This window comes from Cetobacterium sp. 2G large (assembly GCF_014250655.1).
GTDB lineage: Bacteria > Fusobacteriota > Fusobacteriia > Fusobacteriales > Fusobacteriaceae > Cetobacterium_A > Cetobacterium_A somerae.
In genome coordinates, this window is the sequence record NZ_JACHTH010000005.1 from 1,404,600 (window position 1) to 1,429,396 (window position 24,797).

20 protein-coding genes and 3 rRNA genes are annotated in these 24,797 nt (G+C 32.3%); 1 reads left to right on the top strand and 22 read right to left on the bottom strand.

What is annotated here, in order from left to right:
• Positions 1-8: 8 nt before the first annotated feature.
• Genes H5J23_RS09495 through H5J23_RS09520 form a run of 6 tightly spaced genes read right to left on the bottom strand, consistent with a single transcriptional unit; the run spans position 9 to position 6,737 of the window.
• The gene (locus tag H5J23_RS09495; RefSeq protein ID WP_185891888.1) at positions 9-380 is read right to left on the bottom strand and encodes a Mini-ribonuclease 3; all 372 of its coding nucleotides are present in this window, start codon (positions 378-380) and stop codon (positions 9-11) included.
• A complete protein-coding gene (gene cysS, locus H5J23_RS09500; RefSeq protein WP_185891889.1) occupies positions 368-1,792 on the bottom strand; it encodes a cysteine--tRNA ligase in 1,425 nt (474 codons plus the stop codon). Before cysS ends, H5J23_RS09495 begins: the two co-directional genes overlap by 13 nt.
• A gap of 11 nt (positions 1,793-1,803) precedes the next feature.
• Complete coding sequence (locus H5J23_RS09505; protein ID WP_185891890.1) at positions 1,804-2,874, bottom strand: hypothetical protein; 1,071 nt, start codon at positions 2,872-2,874, stop codon at positions 1,804-1,806.
• Between the two features lie 20 nt (positions 2,875-2,894).
• The gene (locus H5J23_RS09510; RefSeq protein WP_185891891.1) at positions 2,895-3,719 is read right to left on the bottom strand and encodes a nitrilase-related carbon-nitrogen hydrolase; all 825 of its coding nucleotides are present in this window, start codon (positions 3,717-3,719) and stop codon (positions 2,895-2,897) included.
• Between the two features lie 19 nt (positions 3,720-3,738).
• Positions 3,739-4,422 (bottom strand): 2-C-methyl-D-erythritol 4-phosphate cytidylyltransferase, encoded by a 684-nt coding sequence (gene ispD, locus H5J23_RS09515; RefSeq protein WP_023051042.1) that lies wholly within the window; start codon positions 4,420-4,422, stop codon positions 3,739-3,741.
• Positions 4,398-6,737: an endonuclease MutS2 gene (locus H5J23_RS09520; RefSeq protein ID WP_185891893.1), complete on the bottom strand. Its 2,340-nt coding sequence runs from the start codon at positions 6,735-6,737 to the stop codon at positions 4,398-4,400. The genes ispD and H5J23_RS09520 overlap by 25 nt, the downstream gene beginning before the upstream one ends.
• 160 nt (positions 6,738-6,897) lie before the next feature.
• Between H5J23_RS09520 and rpmB the strand changes: the two genes are divergently transcribed.
• A complete protein-coding gene (rpmB, locus tag H5J23_RS09525; RefSeq protein WP_023051044.1) occupies positions 6,898-7,155 on the top strand; it encodes a 50S ribosomal protein L28 in 258 nt (85 codons plus the stop codon).
• 140 nt (positions 7,156-7,295) lie between these two features.
• Here the strand turns inward: rpmB and rpsR are convergent, their stop codons facing one another.
• From rpsR to H5J23_RS09605, 16 genes are all read right to left on the bottom strand, one after another.
• Positions 7,296-7,514: a 30S ribosomal protein S18 gene (gene rpsR / locus H5J23_RS09530; protein ID WP_023051045.1), complete on the bottom strand. Its 219-nt coding sequence runs from the start codon at positions 7,512-7,514 to the stop codon at positions 7,296-7,298.
• Positions 7,515-7,560: 46 nt separating this feature from the next.
• The gene (gene rpsF, locus H5J23_RS09535) at positions 7,561-7,845 is read right to left on the bottom strand and encodes a 30S ribosomal protein S6 (RefSeq protein WP_023051046.1); all 285 of its coding nucleotides are present in this window, start codon (positions 7,843-7,845) and stop codon (positions 7,561-7,563) included.
• Positions 7,846-7,949: 104 nt separating this feature from the next.
• Positions 7,950-9,020 carry a cell division protein FtsZ gene (gene ftsZ, locus H5J23_RS09540; protein ID WP_040407405.1) on the bottom strand — a complete coding sequence of 357 codons (1,071 nt, stop codon included), beginning with the start codon at positions 9,018-9,020 and terminating at the stop codon, positions 7,950-7,952.
• A gap of 17 nt (positions 9,021-9,037) precedes the next feature.
• Positions 9,038-10,345 (bottom strand): cell division protein FtsA, encoded by a 1,308-nt coding sequence (ftsA, locus tag H5J23_RS09545; RefSeq protein ID WP_023051048.1) that lies wholly within the window; start codon positions 10,343-10,345, stop codon positions 9,038-9,040.
• Complete coding sequence (locus tag H5J23_RS09550) at positions 10,335-11,027, bottom strand: cell division protein FtsQ/DivIB (protein ID WP_023051049.1); 693 nt, start codon at positions 11,025-11,027, stop codon at positions 10,335-10,337. The genes ftsA and H5J23_RS09550 overlap by 11 nt, the downstream gene beginning before the upstream one ends.
• A gap of 33 nt (positions 11,028-11,060) precedes the next feature.
• Positions 11,061-11,921 (bottom strand): D-alanine--D-alanine ligase, encoded by an 861-nt coding sequence (locus H5J23_RS09555; protein ID WP_023051050.1) that lies wholly within the window; start codon positions 11,919-11,921, stop codon positions 11,061-11,063.
• A gap of 14 nt (positions 11,922-11,935) precedes the next feature.
• Positions 11,936-12,778, bottom strand: coding sequence for a UDP-N-acetylmuramate dehydrogenase (gene murB, locus H5J23_RS09560; protein WP_023051051.1), 843 nt, complete (start codon positions 12,776-12,778; stop codon positions 11,936-11,938).
• Entirely contained in the window at positions 12,765-14,114 is a 1,350-nt protein-coding gene (murC, locus tag H5J23_RS09565; protein WP_023051052.1) for a UDP-N-acetylmuramate--L-alanine ligase, read from the bottom strand. The genes murB and murC overlap by 14 nt, the downstream gene beginning before the upstream one ends.
• A complete protein-coding gene (gene murG, locus H5J23_RS09570) occupies positions 14,115-15,188 on the bottom strand; it encodes an undecaprenyldiphospho-muramoylpentapeptide beta-N-acetylglucosaminyltransferase (protein ID WP_040407427.1) in 1,074 nt (357 codons plus the stop codon).
• 13 nt (positions 15,189-15,201) lie between these two features.
• Positions 15,202-16,515 carry a UDP-N-acetylmuramoyl-L-alanine--D-glutamate ligase gene (gene murD / locus H5J23_RS09575; RefSeq protein ID WP_023051054.1) on the bottom strand — a complete coding sequence of 438 codons (1,314 nt, stop codon included), beginning with the start codon at positions 16,513-16,515 and terminating at the stop codon, positions 15,202-15,204.
• Between the two features lie 59 nt (positions 16,516-16,574).
• On the bottom strand, positions 16,575-17,663 hold the full coding sequence (mraY, locus tag H5J23_RS09580) for a phospho-N-acetylmuramoyl-pentapeptide-transferase (protein WP_023051055.1): 1,089 nt from the start codon (positions 17,661-17,663) through the stop codon (positions 16,575-16,577).
• A gap of 18 nt (positions 17,664-17,681) precedes the next feature.
• Positions 17,682-18,968: a UDP-N-acetylmuramoyl-tripeptide--D-alanyl-D-alanine ligase gene (murF, locus tag H5J23_RS09585; RefSeq protein WP_245576465.1), complete on the bottom strand. Its 1,287-nt coding sequence runs from the start codon at positions 18,966-18,968 to the stop codon at positions 17,682-17,684.
• Positions 18,969-19,037: 69 nt separating this feature from the next.
• Positions 19,038-19,928, bottom strand: coding sequence for a YegS/Rv2252/BmrU family lipid kinase (locus H5J23_RS09590; protein WP_023051057.1), 891 nt, complete (start codon positions 19,926-19,928; stop codon positions 19,038-19,040).
• 34 nt (positions 19,929-19,962) lie between these two features.
• Positions 19,963-20,079: ribosomal RNA gene (gene rrf / locus H5J23_RS09595) — 5S ribosomal RNA — on the bottom strand.
• A gap of 47 nt (positions 20,080-20,126) precedes the next feature.
• Positions 20,127-23,043, bottom strand: a 23S ribosomal RNA gene (locus tag H5J23_RS09600).
• 176 nt (positions 23,044-23,219) lie between these two features.
• A 16S ribosomal RNA gene (locus H5J23_RS09605) occupies positions 23,220-24,732 on the bottom strand.
• The 16S, 23S and 5S rRNA genes sit together here, the layout of an rRNA operon.
• Positions 24,733-24,797: the final 65 nt, after the last annotated feature.

Genomic DNA, 24,797 nt, shown 5'->3' on the forward strand with positions numbered 1-24,797 from the left:
ATCACTCCTTAACCTAAGTTTTTTTCCACAATTTTATTTATTTCTTCTATTTTTCCCTCAACATAAAGCGCACCAATTAAAGCTTCAAAAGCTGTTGCCTCTTTATACTCCATAACACTACACGATTTAGGAAAAGTTTTTATGTTACTATTTTTAGATCTATTTACTAATGTTAATTTATCTTCATCTAATTCATCAATTATATTTTTTAAATACTTACTTTGAGATTGAGCATTTACATGTTCTTTTACAAGTCTATTTAAATTCTTTATATTGTACCCTTTGTTTATAAAATATGTTCTTATAGAAAGTTCCCACACAGAATCACCTAAATATGCTAAAACTAATCCATTTGCTTCACGCACATCTAAATTGACCATGTTGTTTTTTCCTTTCCATCCTTTATTTTAATTCCCATCTCTAAAAGTCTATCTCTTACTTTATCTGAAAATGCCCAGTCTTTGCTATCTCTTGCTTCTCTTCTCAGTTCAAGTAAAAATTCAATTAGTTCTGTTGTCATATCTCCTACTTGAACCTCTACCTTTAATAGAACTCCAAATACCTCTTCCATAACCACTCTTATATATTCAATTGTATCTTCTAACACTTCAAATCCAACTTTAGAAATTTTATCAATCTCTCCAGCTTTATTTAATTCTTTTACAAGTTCAAATATAGCTCCTATTCCACCAGCTGTATTAAAATCTTCATCCATACATCTTATAAATTTATCTTTTGATATCTCTAAAGTTTCTTTTAACTCTGTAAGGTCTGATCCATTTTCAACAGGTTTTGATGTTAAAATCTCTTTTCCTCTAGATACAGCATTTTCTATTCTTTCTAATCCAGCCTTACTTTGAACTAGTTCATTATCTGAAAAATCAATTGGTTTTCTATAATGAGAACTTAAAATAAAGAATCTCACTACTCTTCCCTCAAATTGCTCTAATACCTCTCTTAAAAGGAAGAAGTTTCCTAAAGATTTAGACATTTTCTCTCCCTTAACATTAATATAACCATTATGAATCCAGTATCTAGCAAACTCTCCACCTGTTCCACATTTTGATTGTGCAATTTCATTTTCATGATGTGGGAATATTAAATCTTGTCCTCCTCCATGAATATCAAATGTAGGTCCTAAATATTTATTTGACATTGCAGAACATTCTATATGCCATCCAGGTCTTCCTTTTCCCCAAGGTGAATTCCAGAAAGGTTCTCCCTCCTTAGCTTTTTTCCATAAAGCGAAGTCTAATGGATCTTTCTTTATCTCTGATACATCTATTCTTGCACCACTTTTTAAATCATCTATACTTTGTCCTGATAATTCTCCATACTCTTGTTTGTAACTATTTACATCAAAGTATACATCACCTTGAGATTCGTAAGCATATCCTTTTTCAATTAATGTTTTTATAATTTTTATCATTTCACCTATATGCTCTGTTGCTTTAGGTCTTATCATTCCTTCTTCTTTTAAATTAACTTTTGCTGTATCTTCAAAATATGCATCTATATATTTTTTTGCTATATCCTGAAGAGTTACTCCCTCTTCATTAGCTTTTTTTATCATTTTATCATCAACATCTGTAAAGTTTTGAACATATTTTACTTTATAACCTCTAAACTCAAAATATCTTCTTACTGTATCGAAAAATATGGCTGGTCTAGCGTTTCCAATGTGAATATAATTATAAACGGTAGGTCCACAAACATACATTGAAACCTCTCCCTCTTTTAGAGGTTTAAATATTTCTAATTCACCTTTAAGTGTATTATATATTTTTATCATTTTACGCCCTCCTATTTAGCTGTTTTTAATAGATTAAGTGCTGTTTCTTCATTTAAAATTGTACTTATTCGTAGTCTATTCTCTTCTGCTATTCCTTTTAGCTCAGCACTTCCTATAACCTCATTTTTAATCTTTAAATCTATATATCCAGATATAAATTGCTTTTCATCGATGTTTACATCTATCAATTTATCACTACTTAAAGTTGATATTTTACTATCATCTTTTGGATTATTTATATAAACACTTGAAGATACCCCTTCAATAAAACTATTTCTAAAGAAATAGTTTAAAAAGAATAAAAATGATCTTAACTCAGCATCTCTTGTACTTCTTAAATAAAGTTTATTTTTTTCTATAGTTCTTTCTCCTGATAATCCATCTTGAGCTATACCATTAAAGCTTTTTATAATGTCATTTTTTCCACCTATATTTGCAGTTAATGTAACTTGCTCTTTTTTATTTACTTCTCCTGTTAGTACAAGTTCATCAAACCCTCCTAGAGGATTTTTCCCAAGATTTAATATCAACATTCCTAGATTTTTTCCTTTTTCTCTATCTAGTATTTTTAAAAGATTTTGATTAAAATATTTTTCATTTTTTAATATTCTTTCAATGTCTTTTTCTCTTTTTCCTATTAAAAAATTACCTTTTTCTATTTTTAGATATACTTTTTCACCATTTAAATACTTTTTGCTATACTCATCTTTTAATACATAAAAATCATTACTTTTATTAAAATAAGTTTCAACTTTTAATGTTATAAATGGATATATATATCCAAAATCTACAATTCCTACACATGCTTTTTTATCTGATATAAAACTACTATCTGAAACTACATATAGTCCTTTTACATAACTTAATCCTTTTTTTACCTTATCATCAATATTAAAATCTGCCTTATTTAAAAGATTTATAACATTTTCAAAATTTTTATGATTAATATCTTCATTTACATATGCTACATTTATTCTGTCACTTAAATACACTCTAGGATTCTCTTTACCAGCATAAAACACACTTATTAAAATACTAACTCCACATAAAAATCCTAAAGTTATTTTTAAAGTTTTTTTCATCGGTACTCCTTTTAATAAATTTATCTACTTTTCTTTATTCTGCTTAATTCATTTAGTACTAAATCTATTTTTTCATTTTTACATGATCCCGATGCAAATCTAACTTTTATTATCTCTTTTTTCTCAACTAGAACGTTTTTTCCATCCTCTTTGAAGTATTCCATTTTTTCTATCGTATCTCCTGATGGATTAATTGCAAAACTTCCACCCCAGAAGTTTACACCATCCTCTACTCCCACTCTATTTACCATAATAACAAAACATCCGTTACTAATAGCTGTTGTCTTACATATAGACTCCCAAAGATTACTTATTTCTAACCCTTTACTTGAAAGTCTTGTAGGACTATTTGCTATAACAAAAATTGTTTGTGCTCCATCTTGTCCTAAAATATATGAACTACTTTGATGAAAAATATCTTCACATACTAGCATTCCAATTCTACCAAACTTTGTATCAAAGGCTCTTATATTTTCTCCCTCTTTAAAATATCTTCCCTCATCAAAAAGTCCATAAGTTGGAAGATAAACTTTTCTGTGCTTGTGTTTTATCTCTCCATCTTCTAAGTAAAATGCTGTATTATAGTGATATAAATCTTCACTTAACTCTACTGCACCTACTATTATTGATATTTTTTTAGATAGCTCTAATAATATATCAGGTACTTTATCTAAAGCAACATCATAAACCATCTCTTCTAACAAATATCCAGTTAGAGATAATTCAGGAAAAACAACAACTTCTGTCCCTTTCTCAATTTCCTTTTCTACTATATCAACTATTTTTTTTAAATTTTTTTCTGTATCTCCCAATATTGGCTTCATCTGAGCTAAAAAAACTTTCATTTCCCTCTCCTTTATTAAATTAAAGAAATTTTAAATCCTCAACAGTTGTAACTTTTATATTATCATAATCTCCTATTAAAACTTTAATTTTTCCACCTATTCTTTCTACTAAAGATGAATCGTCTGTTCCTAAGAAATTATCTTCTCTTGCTTTTTTATAAGCATCTTTTAATATCTTACCTCTAAATATTTGAGGTGTGTGAACTGCTATATACTCCTCTCTTTTGGGTGTTTCTATAACTTCTCCATCGATATTAACTTTTTTAATTGTATCTTTTAGTAAAACTCCTACTACAATACCATCAATTTTTAAATCTTCTCCTAACATTTTTAATGCTTGAGAAAAATACTTATCTTTTAAAAATGGCCTTACACCATCCTGTACTGCTATTATACTATTATCTTTACAATATTCCAACGCATTTTCTATAGAATATTGTCTTTCTTTTCCACCTGAAACAATATTTTTGACTTTAGATATTCCATATGTTTTACATAACTCTTTTACTAATTCTATTGATTCCTCTCCAGTAGTAATAATAACTTCATCAACACTGTCACTTTTTTCTGCAACTTCTAATGGTTTCATAAATAAAGGTTTTCCATCGATTTCTAAAAATTGTTTAGGATATCCTAAATTCATTCTCTTTCCAATTCCTGCTGCTGCTATAATTAAAGTTATTTTAGAGTTACCACAGTACATCCAATTCCTCCTTCGTTATGACCACCAGCTCTATAGTCTTTAACGTATCTCGAAGTTTTTAAGAATTCCATTATTCCTGTTCTCAAGGCTCCTGTTCCTTTTCCATGAATTACATATATCTCTGTATACCCATTCATTAGAGCTCTATCCATATAAGTTTCTAATTCATATATTGCTTCATCAACTAACTTCCCTCTTAAATCTACTTCATTTTTAACTCTTGTTTTAGCGTGAGTGTTTATAGGTCTATACTCTTTTTTCTTTGGCTCTACAACTGTTTTTACGTCGTCCATTGAAACCTCTAATTTTAATATACCTGCTTGGATATTTAGAGTTTCTTTATTTAAGTTTATTTTATTTACAATAGCATATTGATTTAAACTATTTACAAATACTCTATCTCCAACTTTATAATCTATCTTTCTTGCTACTTTAGGTTTAACCTCTACATTTTCAGATTTTTCCTCTTGTAAAGATGTTCTAAGCATATTAAGCTTCTTTTGAACTTCTTTCATCTCTTCTTTTGTTTTATCCTCTTTTTGAATCTTATTAACTAGAGCTGCTGCTTTATTTTGCATATCTCTCATCATTAACTCAGCTTTTTCATATGCTTCTTTTAAAATTTGATTCTTTTCTTTTTCTAATACTCTTAATTTTTCTTCATATTCATCTTTATCTTTTTGAGCTTGAGCTTTTAAAGCTTCTACTTCTGATTGCATACTTTCAAGTTCTAAAGATTTGTCTTTTATATTTGAAATCATTTTTTCTACTTTTTTATCTTCATCACTTATATAACTTTTTGCTCTTTCTATAATTACTTCAGAAACTCCAAGTCTTTTTGCTATTGTTAGAGCATTACTTTCTCCTGGAACTCCTATTAAAAGTCTATATGTTGGAGATAAAGTTTCTACATTAAACTCCATTGATGCAGTTTCTATATCTACTTCATTATACCCATAGGCTTTAACCTCACTATAGTGAGTTGTTATTAGTGATTTACATTTTTTATCTTTCAAATAGTCTATTACAGCCATGGCAAAAGCTGAACCTTCCATTGGGTCAGTTCCTGATCCTAATTCATCTAGTAACACCAATGAAGCTTTTGTAACTGAATTTAAAATCTCTTGAATGTTTTTTAAATGTGCTGAGAATGATGATAATGATTGTTCTATACTCTGCTCATCTCCAATATCTGCAAATACACCATTAAAAAATCCTATACTCGTTTTTTCATCTGCAGGAATTGGAATTCCAGCTAATGTCATTAATGTTAATAATCCTGCTGTTTTTAACGCTACTGTTTTTCCTCCAGTATTTGGACCTGTTATTAATAATGTATTATAATCTTTTCCTATTTCAAATGTTAAAGGTACAACCATATTCTCATTTATAAAAGGATGTCTAGCATTTACAAGTGATAACATCTCTTTATTATTTATTTCTGGAATTGCACATTTTTTCTCTATACCAAATTGAGATTTTCCATTTAATATGTCTAAATACATTATCGTATTACCAATCTCATTTATTATAGGAGTATTTAATCTCACTTGATCAGTTAGTCTTAAAAGTATTTTTCTAATCTCTTCTCTTTCTCTAACTTCTAGTTCTCTCATTTTATTATTTAACGAAACAATCGATATAGGTTCTATAAACACTGTTGATCCACTTGATGATCTATCGTGCTCTATCCCTTTAATAAGTCCTTTAAAATCTGTTTTAACTGGTATTACACTTCTTCCATCTCTTGTTGTTATTATCTTTTCTTGTATAGCTTTAGAGTAATTTGGATTAGTGAATAACTCTTCAAATTTTCTCTTAATATTTGCTACCATATTTTTCTTTTGAAATCTTAACTCTCTTAGCTCTATAGAAGCATCATCTTTTATATTTTTATCTGGATCTATAGCTTTATTTATTAAATCTTCTAAATTTTTAAATGTTGGTATATTTATAAATTTACCTCTTAAATCTTTATATTTTTCTAAAGTTTCTAATCTTCCTTTAAAAATTCTAAAAATTCTTAAATTTATATTTATAGACCACAAGTCTTCTGGCTCTAAATACATCCCAACAAGTTGAGCTTTTCTTGTGATATTTGTTATATCTTTCATTCCTGCTGGCTCAAATCCACCGTCAAACTTTAAAAAATCCATAAAATCTCTGATTATCTCTAATTCTTTTCTTAAAGAGTTTATATCTTTAAATGGCTCTAAATCAAGTATTTTTTCTTGATTTTCTTCAATAGTCATATAATGTGATAACTCTTCTCTTAATTTGTTAAACTCTAATACTTTATAGCTATGAATATTCATATTACATATCACCTTTTCTATATATATTTTACCTTGTTATTATAGCATATTTAATGTTTTTTATAAACTATTCCAAATAATTTAAAAAATACCTTGATATTTTCTTTCAGTAATGGTATAATAATTTGCATGTTTATAACGAAAGCGAGGTGTAAATAGAATGCAAAGATGTGAAATTACTGGAAAAGGAATGACTTTCGGAAATCAAATTTCTCACTCTCACAGAGTAACAGGAAGAGTTTGGAAGCCTAACTTACAAACAACTAAAGTTGTTATCAACGGTGTTACTGTTAAAGTTAAAGTTTGTACTAAAACTTTAAAGACTTTAAAGAGTGCTAACGAGGTTGAAGTTATGCAAATCCTTAAAGCAAATGCTAATACTCTAAGTGCTAGACTTAGAAAAATATTAAGCAAATAATGCTTATAAAAAAAGACAGCTTTAAATAAAAAAGCCTGTCTTTTTTTTATTTTTGTAACTATATTTATTTTCATATTTTTAATATATATAATCTAGTATAGAAAAAGAGGTTGAAGATTAAATCTTCAACCTCATTAATTTTACTTCTCTACTCTTGTATATGGAATAAGAGCGATGTTTCTAGCTCTCTTAACAGCTTTAGCTATCTTTCTTTGTAACTTAGCGTTAGCTCCAGTTACTCTAGAAGGATTGATTCTTCCTTTATCAGAAACGAATCTCTTTAGTAAATCAACATTTTTGTAATCGATTTCTTCAGCTTTAACTCTTAATTTTGCTCTTCTTCTTCTGAATTCTGCCATTCTAATAACCTCCTTATTTGAGAATAAACGTCTTCTTTAGTTTTAATTAGTCGTTCTTAATTACGATGTATCTCATAACTTCTTCAGTTATGTTAAGCTTTGACTCAACCTCAGTTAACTTAGTACCGTCCATCTCTAAAGTAGTTAGTACGTAGAATCCTGTTTTCTTCTTATCGATTGGATAAGCAAGCTTTCTCTCTCCCCACTTCTCAGATTTAAGAACAGTTGCTCCAGCTGTAGTTAATATGTTGTTAACTTTAGCTATTACAGTTTCTCTTCCCTCTTCTAATATAGTTGGGTTGATGATGAACATTAATTCATACTTTTTCATGTTATTACCTCCTCCCTATGGTTTTAGCCCAAAATACACAATGATCTTGAGCAGGGCATTATTAATTCTAACATAGAATCAATAATTTTACAAGCATTTTTTTATTAATCTCTTCTATTAGCTCTAATCCATGGTGGAAGATCTAACTCATCTCTTACTTCTGATGTCTCTTCTACCTTTGGAACTTCTGCTTTTTTCTCTACGTTTATAAAAGATTCAGTTTTTTCTTGCTCATCACCGAAACTATTAGCAATTATTGTAACTTGAATTTTATCTCCGTATGATTCGTCTGCTGTTATACCAAACATAATATCTTCTGCTGTTTTTCCAGCTGCTTCTTTTACTATATTAGCTATAGCTTGAGCTTCCATAAGTCCTAAATTTGATGAACCAGCTATGTTTATTAAAACTTTACTTGCTCCCATAATTGACTTTTCTAATAGAGGTGAAGATAGTGCTTTTTCTGTTGCTTTAGCAACTCTATTTTCTCCTTCTCCCTCTCCAAATCCTAAAACTGCAACTCCTGAATTTTGCATAGTTGCTTTAATATCAGCAAAGTCTAAGTTAATAAGTCCTCTACCTATCATTAAATCTGCAATACCTTTAATACCTATTTTTAAAATATTATTAGCTTCTTTAAAAGCATTTTGAAGAGTTATTGTTTTCTCTGGTAATTCAAATAGTTTATCATTTGGTATTATCACTAATGAATCTACATGCTTTTCTAAGTTTGACAATCCTAAATCAGCATTAGTTTTTCTTTTTCTTCCTTCAAAAGAAAATGGTCTAGTTACTATACCAATAGTTAAAACTCCCATCTCTTTTGCTATTTTAGCTATAACCGGTGCAGAACCTGTTCCTGTTCCACCACCCATTCCAGCTGTTATAAATAACATATCTGTCTCTTCTAATAAATTTCTTAATTTTTCAACATCTTCTTCAGCAGCTTGCTTACCAACTTCTGGGTCAGCTCCAGCTCCTAGACCTCTTGTTAGTTTTTCCCCTAATTGAACTCTTATATCTGCTAAAGAATTATTTAAATCTTGGGCATCTGTATTTGCCGCAATATATTCTACACCTGTTACTCCAGCTGAAATCATGTCGTTTATTGCATTTCCTCCAGCTCCTCCAGCTCCGATTACCTTTATCTTTACTTCACATTCGTTATTAAACATTTTCATACAGCTCCTTATTATATAAAGTTAGAAATCCATTTTTTTATTTTGTTTAAAGCACCATCTGTAACCACTTCTTCTTCATACTCTTCTTCGTAGTCCTCTTGTCTAAAAGCTGTTTCATTTATAGGAAGCTCTGTAAATACTTCCTCTTCTTTTTCAATGGCTATAACTTCGTCCTTTAAACTTTCATCTCTTATTTCGTTTCTCTTTTTAAATTCTGCTTCTAATTTTGTTAACAAAATACCAATTACTGTAGACATAGATGGATTTACATTTTCTAATCCTCTAAGTGGGAATGGAGTTACTTTTCTAACAGCACATTCCATTTTACTTCCAACTTTACTAAAAATCTCATCTATTGATACTGCTCCACCTGTAAAAGCTAAACCTTTTCCTAAATAACCATTAAATCCAGATTCTTCTATTGTTTTTGAAATGAAATTAATTAAATCCCCTGTTCTAGCGTCGATTATCTCTTTAATCTCATCTATATTGTATTCTCCATTTTCTGTTTTTATCACTCCATTAGAATACTGTTTACTTCTTAATTTTTCGAGAATCTCTTTAGCTTCTTTTTTTGGTATTTTCAAAAGATAACTTATATCATTCACAAAATGCATTCCACCTATTGATAAAGATTTTGTATAAATTATTTTATCATTTTTATAAATAGCTATATCTGTAACGCCTTCTCCTATATCTATTAGAGCTACTCCCATCTGTCTATCTTCATATTCTAAAGTTGATTTTGCAGATGCCGATGCGTTTAAAAATATATCTTCTACTTCTAATCCTGCGTTATTTATAACTTCTATTAGCGGATCTAATTGATCTTTTTTTATTGTTATTAGATGTACATCACCTTGAATACTTTTTCCAATTTGTCCTATTGGATTTTTTAAAATTCCAGAGCTATTAACTCTAACATTATAAGCTTCTTGCTCAATAACGATTTCATCTTCTTTTAATATATTACCCTTCACTAATTCAATTAAATTATACATATCTTGAGCTGTTATCTCTTTTTCATTAAATTCGATACACCCATGATCTGTTTTCGAAGTAATTCTATCACTACTCACACCTAGTGAAACAACTTCAAATTCTCTTCCATTTCTTTGTTCTAACTCTTTTAGTCCTTTGGCTATGCTTGCACTTAAAAGATCAGGGTCTTCTACTACAGATCTTTTTATGCCTTCACTTGATACCTCTAAGTAATCTAGTACTCTTAACTTTAATCCCTCTGTACTAAGTTCTCCTAAAATAAATTTTATTTTACCATTTCCAACATCTAAAGCTAATTTTGTAATATTATCTCGCACTTTTCCCCTCCTTTTCCATTACTACTATATCTGTAAATCTTATATCTATATAATCTATCACTTTAGCCTTTATCAACTCCTTATATAGATTCATTGTTATTTCATATTTTTTTTTCGAAACTTCTGGTTCAGTTTTTATCTTAGTTCCGTCTCTCAAAATAATGTATATCAAATTTTTATTTTCAGCATATAGCTGTGAAACTTCATCTTTTAAATCTAGCTCTTTTAGTTTTTCCATTATTTCTAGAAGATATTCTTTTTCTTTAGCATCTTTTAGTACAAGAATTGGCATACTTTTTTTAGGATATTCATCTAGCTTTCCAAAAATCGTTCCCTCTTCATCCATAGTATATATTCTCGAATTATGTTGTGCATAGTAATTACTATCTTTTTCTATGACATCAATAGTTATTTCATTCAAATTTTGTTTAGAAACAACTGCTTTTTTTATCCTCACATCTTTTAATAATTTTTTTTCTAATCCTTCTAAATTTAAATCATTAATATTTTTTCCTAAAATCTCTGTTTTTATTTTTTCTAAATCTGATTTAAGATTTGGCGAAACTTCACTAATTTGAACTTTTGAAATATTGAAAAATTCTCTATTTTTAAAGTCTTTTTCAACTTGAATTATAATAAAAGTTAATGCCAATATTATAGCAATTTTAAATATATTTTTCAAGAATCTCTCCCTGTTATTTCAGATATTTTCTACTTAGCAACTTTCAACCATAATCTTAGTTAAATCATCAAAAGAATACCCTTTTAATGTTGCTAGTTTTGGAGCTAAACTAGTCTCTGTCATTCCAGGACAAGTATTTACCTCTAAGAAGTAAGTTTTTCCATCTTTTAAGATAAAATCACTTCTTGTTACTCCCTTTAACCCTAACTTTTCATGAATTTTTCTAGCAGCTTCAGAAGCTTCTTCATATGCTTTTTCATCTATTTGAGCAGGACATTCGTACTCTGTTTTACCTACTGTATATTTTGATTCATAGTCATATAATCCCGATTTTGGTTTTATTCTAACCACACCTAATTTTTCTCCATTTAATACTCCTGCTGTTAATTCATCCCCTTTTATAAACTCCTCTATTAAAGGTTCTTTATTTTGTAATACTTCGTAAGCTTTTAAAGCTTCTTCTTTCGTGTTACAAATATATAACCCTACACTTGATCCCTCTTTTGCTGGTTTTATAACAACAGGATAACTATCAATTTCTTCAACAGAACCATATGTTTTAGCTATTCTTATTCCTAAATCTTTAGCTATTATCTTTGTTAAAATTTTATCCATTGCAACAGCACTACCTGTTACTCCTGAACCTGTATATTTTTTACCTAACATATCTAAAACAGATTGAACTCTACCATCCTCACCATATTCACCATGAAGAGCTAGATAAACTAAATCATAATCATTCTCTATAAATGCTGATACTAAGTTTTCTTTTGTCAAATCTATTTTATATGCATCGTACCCTTGTCTTAATAGACTATTTAAAATAGCCTGTCCACTTCTTAAAGAAACCTCTCTCTCTGATGTAATTCCACCCATAACAACTGCTATTTTCACTTGATCCCTCCTAGTTAGTTTCTTACTATTATAATCTCTTCTTCTAGTTGTATTCCAGTTTTATTTTTTACTCCTGCTTTTACCTCTTCTATTATATCTATAATATCTTTAAATTTTGCATCGCCTTTGTTTACAACAAAATTTGGATGTACCATAGATATTTGAGCTCCTCCTACTTTTTTACCTTGAAGTCCAGCCTCTATAATTAATCTTGCAGAAAAATATCCTTCTGGATTTTTAAATGTACTTCCTAAGTTTGGTTCATTTAATGGGTGATTTTCGCTTCTTTTTAATTTATACTTCTCTACAACTTCACTTAAATAACCATTTTCAAATTTGAAAGTTGCACTTACTACAACCCATTTTTTCTCTTTTATCTCTGTCACTCTATATGAAAATTTTAAATTTTCTTTCTCTATTTTTCTAAGCTCATTATTTTCATCTACAATTTCAACTGATATTATTTTATCAAAAATCTCAGTTCCATGAGCTCCTCCGTTCATAAAAACAAGTCCACCAACACTTCCTGGTATTCCTGCTAAATTTTCTAAACCTGTATAGTTTTTTTCTGCCATATAATCTATTAAATCAGAAAAATCTAACCCCGCTCCAACTTCAACTATCCCCTCACCTTTATCATCTATATAATCAATAGCCTTAAGAGAAATAAATGTTGTATCAAGTTCTCCATCAAATATTAATGTATTTGTTCCATTACCTATTATAAATCTATTTTCTTTCTCTTTCAAAACGTCCAATAATTCGTTTTTATTTTCAATTTCAATAAACTCTTTAGCTGTTCCACCAATTTTCATATTAGAATGTTCTTTCATCGAGTGATTTTTATATAATTTCATTTCCTGTTCTCCCTATATTGTCTGCAATAGTATGAGCTAAATTAGATATATTCCCTGCTCCCATAAATAAGAATGTAGCTGATTCTTTTTCACCTGTTACTATTTTTTCTATATCTTCATTTTTCTCTATTATTCTACAGTGCTTGTGACCTATTTTTTCTTTTAATTTCTCTAATGTTACTCCAAATTCATTTTTTTCTCCTGCACTATATACAGGCATTAATATAACTTCATCTACGCCTTCAAAGCTACCTTTAAAATCATTTAAAAGAAAATTTACACGACTATATCTATGTGGTTGAAAAATTGCTATTGTTTTATTTTTTTCTATTGTTTTTGCTCCTTGAATAGTTGCTTTAATCTCTGTTGGATGATGAGCATAATCATCTATTATTCTTATTTTATCACTATGTAAAATATCATATCTTCTTTTCGCACCTTTAAAACTTAAAAGTTTTTCTGCTATTCTTTTTTTATCAATTCCATATTTTTTGGCTAAATAAATAACAGGTAAAGCATTTTGAATATTGTGATTCCCTGGAATAGATAGCTCAAACTCTCCAAACTTTTCTCCATCTATGATTACTGTAAATACTGTTTTAGAATTTATTATTTTTATATCTGTTGCAATTATATCAGAATCATTTTTCTTAATGCTATAAGTTTTTATATTTTTTCTACCTTTTATTAACTCTAGTGTTTCTAAACAATCATCACAAACTAATATCTCTCGTTTTGTCTGATCCATAAATTGTTTAAATGATTTTTTTATATTCTCAAGCGAACCATGATTTTCAAGGTGATCTGCTTCGATATTTGTTATTATTGAAATTTCTGGTGTTAGATGTAAAAATGAGTTGTCACTTTCATCAGCCTCTGCAATAAAAATCTCTGTTTTTCCACATCTAGCATTAGAACCTATCTCTGGTAAAATTCCACCAACAACTATTGTTGGATCAATGTCTAAAAGTAACGATCCTAGCATTGAACTTGTCGTTGTTTTTCCATGAGTTCCTGCTACTGCAATTCCTTTTTCTTTATTCATTAAAAGGGCTAATAATTCTCCCCTCTTTATTATTTTTATTCCTAAATCTTTTGCTCTTATTATCTCTGGATTATCCTGCTTTATAGCACTTGAAGCCACAATTAAATCTGCTCCTAAAATATTTTCTGCATTATGCTCTCCAAAAACTTTAACTCCTAAGCTTTCTAACTCTTCAGTTACATAATTTCTTGAAAGATCAGCTCCGCATACATCATATCCTTTTAATTTCATAATTTTTGCTAAGCCACTCATTCCAATTCCATTTATTCCAATAAAATATATTTTATTCATCTAACTCCTCCATATATCCAAGCACTCAACTATCTTTTCAGCTGCATTACTTTTCTTTAAATTTTTAGCTTTTCTACTCATTTTGTTTAACTCATCATCATTTTTTATGAGCTCTAAAGCTTTCTCTATGGCTTCATCTGCCTTGCTATCACTATATATAAGTGCTGCTTCGTTTTCTGATAATATCTTTGCATTTTGATACTGTCCAACTTTTATCGAATTATATGGTATTAAAATCGATGGTTTTTCAAGTTGCATTATTTCTGAAACGGTTAATGCTCCTGCTCTACAAACAACTAAGTCTGCTGCTGCCATTACATTTATCATATTATTAAAATATGGTTTTATTATGTCGCTAACCTTTATTTGTTGATCTTCTAATTTTTCATTTATTTCCCCAAAATTTTTATCACCAGTAGCCCAATAAATTCTGATGCTTTTATCTTTATATATATCTTTTAAACTTTTGATTACTGCTTCATTTAAGGATTTAGCACCTAAGCTTCCACCTGTTACTAAAAGTACTTTTTCATCTTTTCCAATCTTTAATCTTTCTCTTTCAGCATCCTTATCCATTGTATAAATATCTTCTCTCAAGGGATTTCCAGTAACTAAAAATTTGTGTTGATCTTTTACTGATATCTCTTCATATGTTGTGTCAAAAGCTAAAAAACATTTCTTAGCTATTTTATAAAATAACTTATTTGCCATTCCTAAATCTGCATTTTGTTCTTGTAAATATATTTTTTTGCCTAAAATTGCACCTGCTAATAAAACAGGTATTGATATATAATTTCCAAATCCTATTATTATATCTGGCTGTTCTTTTTTTACAATTTTAAAAGCTTGTAAAAATGCCTTTATATTTGAAGGAATTTTTTTTAAATTTTGAAATGGATATACATCTATTCCTAAAAATTTAAATCCCTCTTCTGGAACTAAATCTTTTTCCATTCTAGTTGAACTTCCCACAAATAAAACTTCCATACCTCTATTCAATAGTTTTTTTCCAACTGCTAGCGCAGGATAAATATGTCCTCCTGTACCTCCAGTTGTTATAATTATTTTTTTCATCATAAATTCTCTCCTAATTAAAGTAACTTTTTACTAAGTCTTTGAAAACTCTTCCTCTTTCTTCAAAATTTTTAAACTGATCAAAACTTGATGTCGCTGGAGAAAATAAAATAACTTCTTTATGATTTTTATCAACCTTAGATTTTAATTTTTCTAATACTTTATCTAAAGTTTTTAAATTAAAAATTCTCTCTTTTGAAAAACCAATTTTTTCTAATCCTATTTCTAACTTATCTGAAATATCACCTATCAAATAAACTTCTTTAACCTTATCTTTAATTATCTCTTCTAGTGGTGTTAAATCTAACTCTTTATCATATCCTCCACAAATTAAAATTGGTTGTTCAAAAGCTTCAATAGCAAATTTAGTAGAATCTATGTTAGTACCTTTAGAATCATTTATAAATTCAACTACACCATACGAGAAAAAATTCTCCATTCTATGTTCTAATGTTTTAGTTGAATATAAAAACTCTCTTATTAATTCTGTTGGAATATCAAGCAATTTTCCTATGCAAACAATAAATAATATATTTTCCAAATTATGTTTTCCTTTTAAAGACGCTAACTTTTCCTCTAGAATAAACTCTCCATTATAAAAAACAGATTCATTTTCAACCCATACGCTCTCTTTTTTATATGTTTTATCCATTCCTACATATATTTTTTTCCCAGAAATCTTATCTTCTCTTTTTAAACTTTCGGCACATGAAGTATTTACTATAAAATATTCACTTTCCTTTTGATTTTTTCCTATATTAAACTTTGTGTTATAATAATGGTCTAAATTTTTGTATCTTGATAGATGATCTGGTGCTAAATTAACTATTAAAGAGATATTCGCTTTAAACTCTTTTATATTCTCAAGTTGATAAGAGCTAGCTTCTAATACATAATAATCAAGCTCTGGATTCTCCATAACCGTTTCACTAAAAGAATATCCTATATTTCCACACACTTTTGCTTTATAACCTGCTTTTTCTAATAATTCTTGAGTTTTTGTGGTTATTGTTGTTTTTCCATTTGTTCCTGTTATAGCTATTATTTTTCCAGAAATTTCATTGTTTTTTTTATATCTGTAACCTAATTCAATGTCATCTATTACTTCTATCTGTAATTCCAAAGCTTTTTTTACTAAATCTGTATAAGGAACTCCAGGACTTTTTATAAACAAATCTATTTTATCATTTTCTAATATTTTCATACCTTCTTTTGACGATATTCCTATTTTATCATCTATTAAAAAAACTTTGTATCCCATTTTCTTTAAAGTTTTTTCAGAACCTTTACCACTTACTCCAGCCCCAAAAACAATTGCTTTCTTCATGGATTTCCCTCCTTATTTTTAAACGACAAAAACCACAGTGACTTTCACTGTGGTCTTATTTATAGTATTCCTCTTAATCTAACTATACCTAAAGCTATCATTCCTAAAAACAATGCAACAATCCAAAATCTCATTGTTACCTTTGTTTCTGGTAAGCCTGCTAATTCAAAATGGTGGTGTATTGGTGCCATTCTAAACACTCTTTTCCCTCTCATTTTAAAAGAACCTACTTGAAGTATAACTGATACAGCTTCTAATACAAATACTCCTCCAATTATAGGTAAAAGCAACTCTTGTTTAAGTAAAATTGCTACAACTCCCAGAATCCCACCTAGTGTTAATGATCCCGTGTCTCCCATAAAGATTTGTGCTGGATAAAAGTTATACCATAAGAATCCTAAGCCTGCTCCCACTAAAGCTGATAGAAATACTGACAATTCACCTATACCTGCTATATAATGTAAATTAAGGTGATTACTTAACTCAATATGACCTGTGAAATATGCTATTATTCCTAAAATTGTTGCACCTATTATTACAGGCATTATTGCTAATCCATCTAATCCATCAGTTATATTCACCGCATTAGATGTTCCCATTAGCACTAAAGCTATAAATATTAACATCAAAAAACTTCCTAAATAAAAATTACTATTTGATAATATTGGATTTACAACTGATAAATCTAATATCTTGTTTCCTGTTAAACCAAATTCCTTTATAAAAAACCAAGTAACTATGGCTATAAAACACTGACCCATTAGCTTTTTTTTACCTGATAAACCTTTTTTATTAACAGTAAATTTTTTATAGTCATCTATAAAACCAATACTACTAAAAAGCAATGTTATTATAAACATTAGAATTAAGAATTTATTAAAAAGGTCACCCACTAATAATCCTGTTAATAGAGTTCCAAAAATTATTAATATTCCACCCATTGTTGGAGTTCCCTTTTTTGAAAAGTGACTAACTGGTCCCTCTTCTCTTATAGATTCTCCAAATTTTTTTACTTTCAAATACTTTATAAATGGTTTACCAGTAACTAAAACAACTAAAAATGCTAATATAAATGCTAAAAAACTTCTTAAATATATTGATTTAAGCCCCTCTAAAACTGGAAAATACCCTGCCAATAAGTATAGCATCCCTCTTACTCCTTTTTACTACATAATTATTTCTTCTAACTTCATTCCTCTTGAACCTTTTAATAAAACAGCTACATCCCCAGTTTTATTAAGTTCATCCCTTATCTCTTCTTTTTTTGTAAAATGAATAATTTTAGGATTGTTTAATTCATCTAAAGCTTTTTTCATTCTTTCCCCATAAACAAACACTTTATCAAATTCATATTTTAAAGCTTCAGTTAATATATCTACGTGATATTCTATCTCCTTATCACCAAGTTCAAGAGCATCACCTAAAACAACTACCTTTTTTTTGTTTAACGGTAAAGAAGAAAATGCATTTAAAGCCATTTTCATAGATACAGGACTCGCATTATACGCATCATTTATAAATAAAATTTTATTTTTTTCTATTTTCTCAAATCTCATAGATGTTATTTTAATATTTTTTAATGCATTTTTAATTTCGTCATAAGACATCTCAAATATTTTTCCTAACGCAATAGCAAAAGAAGCATTTACTACATTATACAATCCGTTTAAAGGTACGAAATATTTTTCATTATTTAAAAAGAAATTAACACCCTCATAAATTTCAATAAAATTATTTATAATATAATCATTTTTATTTTCGAATCCAATTTTTAAAGCTTCTAAATTTTTCAAATAAAAATCATCACCATAAACTAAGGTATTATTTTTATTCACATAATTTAAAACTTCAGTTTTTGCTTTAAACACATTGTCTCTATTTTTTAAAAATTCTAAATGAGAGTCTCCAATATTTGTTATCACTGCATAATCTGGTCTTGCAATTTTTGATAATAAATCAATTTCACCTAAATTACTCATACCCATTTCTAAAACTGCAATTTCATCACTTTCTTTTAATTGTAACAACGTAAATGGAAGCCCAATTTGATTATTATAATTTCCTAAAGTTTTTTGTGTTTTATATTTTGTTGATAAAACTCCATGTATTAAATCTTTAGTTGTTGTTTTACCTTCACTTCCTGTTACAGCTATAATTTTAGTGCATAATTTTTCTCTATATAGTTTAGCTATATTCTGTAAAAAGTCTATACTATTTAAAACTTTAATAATTTTTTCACTTTCATTTGTAGGACTTTTATCACAAATAATAAGTTCCGCCCCTTTTTTAAGAGCTTCATCTATATAATTATATCCATTATTTATAGCTATAAATAATGAACCTTTTTCTACCTTCTTACTATCCATTTGAATATTATCAATCTCTAGGTTTTTAGGTAAATTTATATTTAACTTTTGAAAATAATTTAATAGAACTTCAGTAAATGTTTTCAATTTTACATCCCCTTTTTTTATATTCGCTCTATATTTTACCATTTTTTTAGTATTCTTTTCAAATTTTTTTTAACTAATACCTAAAACTTTTAAGCCTTTATGAATACATTCAATTTCAATAGGTAAATTAGGTCCTGTTTCTCCATCTATATCTGTTGAATAATTTTCAACTCCTACAATTTTCATAAATCTAGTTTTAAAATATTTTATTGAATGAATTTTTTTCTCTAAATGTGTTTTCGTAGCTAATGCTGCACTTATTTCTGGAACATCTGTTATAAAATCTGGTTTTAGCAGTAAAACATCAAAAAATCCATCATCTAATTTGGCATTATATGCCAATTCAAAATTTCCAGCACTTTTTCCATTAAAAACTAAAAGAGAAACAATATCTGTTATTGCACTATATTCATCGCTCTCTAATATAATTTTCATTTTTTTTATTTTAGTCATCTCTTTTATTCCATTTAACACATATGCTAATTTCCCCATAGTTTTTATCATATTTCTATCAGTTGTTTGAGAAATTGTAGAAAAAACTCCAAGGCTAGCTATATTTATGAAATACTGATTATTTATTCTTCCTAAATCTATCTCTTTAACATCTGTTGATAGTATTTTTTTACAAGCTTTTTCAATATTTCTAGGCATTTTTATTACATTAGCAAAATCATTTGCAGTCCCTGTTGGTAGTATCGCTATTGGAATATCTATCTCATTTTTTTTTAAAATATTAACAAAACTATTTATTGTTCCATCTCCGCCTGATATTAAAAAATGATCATAATCTTCAATATTTTCTAAAATCTCCTCTTTTTTGCAACAGTGAGAAACTCTGAATATATCGACTACAAATCCATGATCTTGATAAATCTCAAAAATTTTATCCAATTCTTTTAAAATTTTTCCACCACCTGAAACAGGATTATATATTAGTTTTACTTTTTTTTGTCTTTTCATATAATCATCCTCCAGTTTTTAGATATAAAAAAAAGATTGGCAACTTCCTATCCTCCCAGGGGGCTGCCCCCCAAGTACTTTCAGCGTTTATGGGCTTAACTTCCAGGTTCGAAATGTTACTGGGTGTACCTCCATAGCTATCGTTGCCAATCAATATTTAATTTACTTGGATCATTTGAAACTATATAGTAGTATATTAAGGTTAAAACTTCGATATATTAGTATTGGTCAGCTAAAAGTCTCACAACTCTTACACCCCCAACCTATCAACCTCCTAGTCTCGAAGGTATCTTAAAGAGTACTTATCTTGAAGTCAGTTTCCCGCTTAGATGCTTTCAGCGGTTATCTGTTCCAAACGTGACTACCCAGCTGTGCCACTGGCGTGACAACTGGTACATCAGAGGTTTGTCCATCCCGGTCCTCTCGTACTAAGGACAGATCTTCTCAATACTCTAACGCCTACAGTGGATAGGGACCGAACTGTCTCACGACGTTCTGAACCCAGCTCACGTACCGCTTTAATGGGCGAACAGCCCAACCCTTGGGACCTTCTCCAGCCCCAGGATGCGATGAGCCGACATCGAGGTGCCAAACTCTACCGTCGATATGGACTCTCGGGTAGAATCAGCCTGTTATCCCCAGGGTAGCTTTTATCCGTTGAGCGACGACCCTTCCATTCGGAATCGCCGGATCACTATGTCCTGCTTTCGCACCTGCTCGACCCGTCAGTCTCGCAGTTAAGCTCTCTTATGCCATTGCACTCTGCGGTTGATTTCCATCCAACCTGAGAGAACCTTTGAACGCCTCCGTTACTCTTTCGGAGGCGACCGCCCCAGTCAAACTGCCCACCTAGCACTGTCTTCGAGGGTACAAACCTCAAATTAGAATTCCGACATAGTATGGTTGGTATTCCACCAGTGACTCCGCGTAATCTAGCGACCACGCATCATAGTCTCCCAACTATCCTATACATACGATGCCAAAACCCAATACCAAGCTACAGTAAAGCTCCATGGGGTCTTTCCGTCCTACTGCAGGTAACCGGTATCTTCACCGGTAATACAATTTCACCAGGCCTCCCGTCAAGACAGCTCTCAGATCGTTACACCATTCGTGCAGGTCGGAACTTACCCGACAAGGAATTTCGCTACCTTAGGACCGTTATAGTTACGGCCGCCGTTCACCGGGGCTTCAATTCGGAGCTCTCACTCCTCCTCTTAACCTTCCGGCACTGGGCAGGTGTCAGCCCATATACGTCGCCTTACAGCTTAGCATAGACCTGTGTTTTTGTTAAACAGTCGCCTGAGACTCTTCACTGCGGCCTCTCATAGCTTTGCGTCGCGTGTACGCTCACCATAAAAGGCACCCCTTCTCCCGAAGTTACGGGGCTATTTTGCAGAGTTCCTTAACGAGAGTTAGCCTGTCCGCCTTAGATTTCTCATCCTGACCACCTGTGTCGGTTTGGGGTACGGGCACTAATATCTTTATAACGCTTAGAAGCTTTTCTCGGCAGTGTGGTATTTGCACCTTCCATCTTACGACTCCTCATCACACCTCACGTTTAGTCTAGCGGATTTTCCTACTAGACCACGCTACATGCTTGAACTGGCACTTCCGTTCGCCAGCGTGCATAACCTCCTGCGTCCCTCCATCACTTGATATCAGTGGCACAGAAATATTAATCTGTTTTCCATTCGCCTACGCAATCTAGCCTCGGCTTAGGACCCGGCTTACCCAGGGGAGACAAACTTTACCCTGGAACCCTTGGTCTTCCGGCGTGGGGGATTCTCGCCCCCATTCTCGCTACTTATTCCTGCATTCTCACTTCTGATACCTCCAGAGTCTCTTGTCGATTCTCCTTCAACGGCCTACAGAACGCTCTCCTACCAGTCGCTTACGCAACTCCACAGCTTCGGTTTATAACTTAGCCCCGTTACATTGTCGGCGCAGAGACTCTCGACCAGTGAGCTATTACGCACTCTTTAAAGGTATGGCTGCTTCTAAGCCAACCTCCTGGTTGTTTGTGAATCTCCACCTCCTTTCCCACTTAGTTATAATTAGGGACCTTAGCTGGTGGTCTGGGTTGTTTCCCTTTTGACCATGGAAGTTAATTCCCATAGTCTCACTCCTGAGCTCTAGAATTATGGTATTCGGAGTTTGATTGACTTCGGTAAGCAGTATGCCCCCTAGGTCATTCAGTGCTCTACCCCCATAATTGAACACTCAAGGCTGCACCTAAATGCATTTCGGAGAGAACGAGCTATCTCCTGGTTCGATTGGCTTTTCACCCCTAAACCTACCTCATCTCCCAACTTTTCAACGGCGGTGAGTTCGGGCCTCCACTGTGTCTTACCACAGCTTCACCCTGGACAGGCTTAGATCACCAGGTTTCGCGTCTACGCCCAGCGACTATGTCGCCCTATTCAGACTCGGTTTCCCTTCGGCTCCGTTAAACTTAACCTTGCCACTGAACGTAACTCGCAGGATCATTCTCCAAAAGGCACGCCATCACCCCAAAGGGCTCTGACCGCTTGTAAGCACACGATTTCAGGTTCTATTTCACTCCCCTCCCGGGGTTCTTTTCACCTTTCCCTCACGGTACTATGCGCTATCGGTAAGTAAGAGTATTTAGCCTTACGAGATATGGTCCTCGCAGATTCACACAGAATTCCTCGTGTTCCGTGCTACTTGGGAGAGATCATACATTTGATACGGTTTACCTGTACGAGGCTTTCACTCTCTACGGCAGGCCTTTCCAGACCTTTCCAGTTCGGCGTATCATAATGTCGAATACCTTGCAGTTCTTCAGACGACCTTCCCGCTACCCCGTAGATGCAACGGCTGCATCCTTGGCACATCTACGGTTTGGGCTCACCCCCGTTCGCTCGCCGCTACTTAGGGGATCGTTTTTACTTTCTTTTCCTCGGGTTACTTAGATGTTTCAGTTCACCCGGTTCCCTCTTTCGTGCTAAGACTCCATCTTAGCAGATTTCTCCATTCGGAAATCTTGGCATCACAGTTCGATTGCAACTCCACCAAGCTTATCGCAGCTTACCACGTCCTTCATCGGCTCTTACTTCCTAGGCATCCTTCGTGTGCCCTTAATATTTTAACCTTGTAATATAATTCATATTATTTAGACAGACTAACTACTCAATTTAAGATTGACTTAAAAATGAATTGTTAGTTAATTTAGAATATTTTCTCAATATCTACTATATAGTTTCCAATGTCCAAGTTTGATAGTAAAGAACACTATCAATCGAATAGAGAAAAAGTTAGTCTCCTTAGAAAGGAGGTGATCCATCCGCACGTTCCCGTACGGATACCTTGTTACGACTTCACCCCAATCGCTAATCACACCTTAGGAACATCCCTCCTTACGGTTAGGCCTGCTACTTCAGGTGCAACCAACTCTCGTGGTGTGACGGGCGGTGTGTACAAGACCCGAGAACGTATTCACCGCAACATGCTGATTTGCGATTACTAGCGATTCCAACTTCATGTACTCGAGTTGCAGAGTACAATCCGAACTAAGAACAGCTTTAAGAGATTAGCTCACCCTCGCGGGTTGGCAACTCTCTGTACTGCCCATTGTAGCACGTGTGTAGCCCAGCGTATAAGGGGCATGATGACTTGACGTCATCCCCACCTTCCTCCTGCTCATCGCAGGCAGTATCGCATGAGTGCTCAACTTAATGGTAGCAACATACAATAGGGGTTGCGCTCGTTGCGGGACTTAACCCAACATCTCACGACACGAGCTGACGACAGCCATGCACCACCTGTCACTAAGTTCCGGCAAGCCGGCACGAATCCATCTCTGGAAACTTCTTAGGATGTCAAACGCTGGTAAGGTTTCTCGCGTTGCGTCGAATTAAACCACATGCTCCACCGCTTGTGCGGGTCCCCGTCAATTCCTTTGAGTTTCACACTTGCGTGCGTACTCCCCAGGCGGATCACTTATCGCGTTAGCTTGGGCGCTGAGGTTCGACCCCCAACACCTAGTGATCATCGTTTACGGCGTGGACTACCAGGGTATCTAATCCTGTTTGCTCCCCACGCTTTCGCGCTTTAGCGTCAGTATCTGTCCAGTGAGCTGACTTCTCCATCGGCATTCCTACAAATATCTACGAATTTCACCTCTACACTTGTAGTTCCGCCCACCTCTCCAGTACTCTAGAAAAACAGTTTCCAACGCAATACGGAGTTGAGCCCCGCATTTTAACATCAGACTTATTTTTCCGCCTAGACGCGCTTTACGCCCAATAAATCCGGATAACGCTTGCGACATACGTATTACCGCGGCTGCTGGCACGTATTTAGCCGTCGCTTCTTCTGTTGGTACCGTCACTTTCTTCTTCCCAACTGAAAGCACTTTACAATCCGAAGACCTTCATCGTGCACACAGAATTGCTGGATCAGGCTTGTGGCCCATTGTCCAATATTCCCCACTGCTGCCTCCCGTAGGAGTAAGGGCCGTGTCTCAGTCCCCTTGTGGCCGTTCACCCTCTCAGGCCGGCTATCCATCGTCGCCTTGGTGGGCCGTTACCCCACCAACTAGCTAATGGAACGCAAGGCTCTCTCTTGGCGCATATAGCTTTCATAAGTTTCCCATGCGAGAATCTCATAATATCCGGTATTAGCTGTCGTTTCCAACAGTTGTCCCAGACCAAGAGGCAAGTTCCTTACGCGTTACTCACCCGTCCGCCATCCTCAATACCCGAAGGTAAATCGAATCGACTTGCATGTGTTAAGCATTCTGTCAGCGTTCATCCTGAGCCAGGATCAAACTCTTCATTCAAATATATTTAAAGTCCTAAGACTTACGTTTACACCATTTATTGGTTTGCCATTTCTGGCATTTTG

Coding starts and splice junctions, on each gene's coding strand:
- H5J23_RS09495 (WP_185891888.1), bottom strand. CDS start 380: ATGGTCAATTTAGATGTGCGTGAAGCAAATGGATTAGTTTTAGCATAT.
- cysS (WP_185891889.1), bottom strand. CDS start 1,792: ATGATAAAAATATATAATACACTTAAAGGTGAATTAGAAATATTTAAA.
- H5J23_RS09505 (WP_185891890.1), bottom strand. CDS start 2,874: ATGAAAAAAACTTTAAAAATAACTTTAGGATTTTTATGTGGAGTTAGT.
- H5J23_RS09510 (WP_185891891.1), bottom strand. CDS start 3,719: ATGAAAGTTTTTTTAGCTCAGATGAAGCCAATATTGGGAGATACAGAA.
- ispD (WP_023051042.1), bottom strand. CDS start 4,422: ATGTACTGTGGTAACTCTAAAATAACTTTAATTATAGCAGCAGCAGGA.
- H5J23_RS09520 (WP_185891893.1), bottom strand. CDS start 6,737: ATGAATATTCATAGCTATAAAGTATTAGAGTTTAACAAATTAAGAGAA.
- rpmB (WP_023051044.1), top strand. CDS start 6,898: ATGCAAAGATGTGAAATTACTGGAAAAGGAATGACTTTCGGAAATCAA.
- rpsR (WP_023051045.1), bottom strand. CDS start 7,514: ATGGCAGAATTCAGAAGAAGAAGAGCAAAATTAAGAGTTAAAGCTGAA.
- rpsF (WP_023051046.1), bottom strand. CDS start 7,845: ATGAAAAAGTATGAATTAATGTTCATCATCAACCCAACTATATTAGAA.
- ftsZ (WP_040407405.1), bottom strand. CDS start 9,020: ATGTTTAATAACGAATGTGAAGTAAAGATAAAGGTAATCGGAGCTGGA.
- murB (WP_023051051.1), bottom strand. CDS start 12,778: ATGAAATTATATAAAAATCACTCGATGAAAGAACATTCTAATATGAAA.
- murC (WP_023051052.1), bottom strand. CDS start 14,114: ATGAATAAAATATATTTTATTGGAATAAATGGAATTGGAATGAGTGGC.
- murG (WP_040407427.1), bottom strand. CDS start 15,188: ATGAAAAAAATAATTATAACAACTGGAGGTACAGGAGGACATATTTAT.
- murD (WP_023051054.1), bottom strand. CDS start 16,515: ATGAAGAAAGCAATTGTTTTTGGGGCTGGAGTAAGTGGTAAAGGTTCT.
- mraY (WP_023051055.1), bottom strand. CDS start 17,663: ATGCTATACTTATTGGCAGGGTATTTTCCAGTTTTAGAGGGGCTTAAA.
- H5J23_RS09590 (WP_023051057.1), bottom strand. CDS start 19,928: ATGAAAAGACAAAAAAAAGTAAAACTAATATATAATCCTGTTTCAGGT.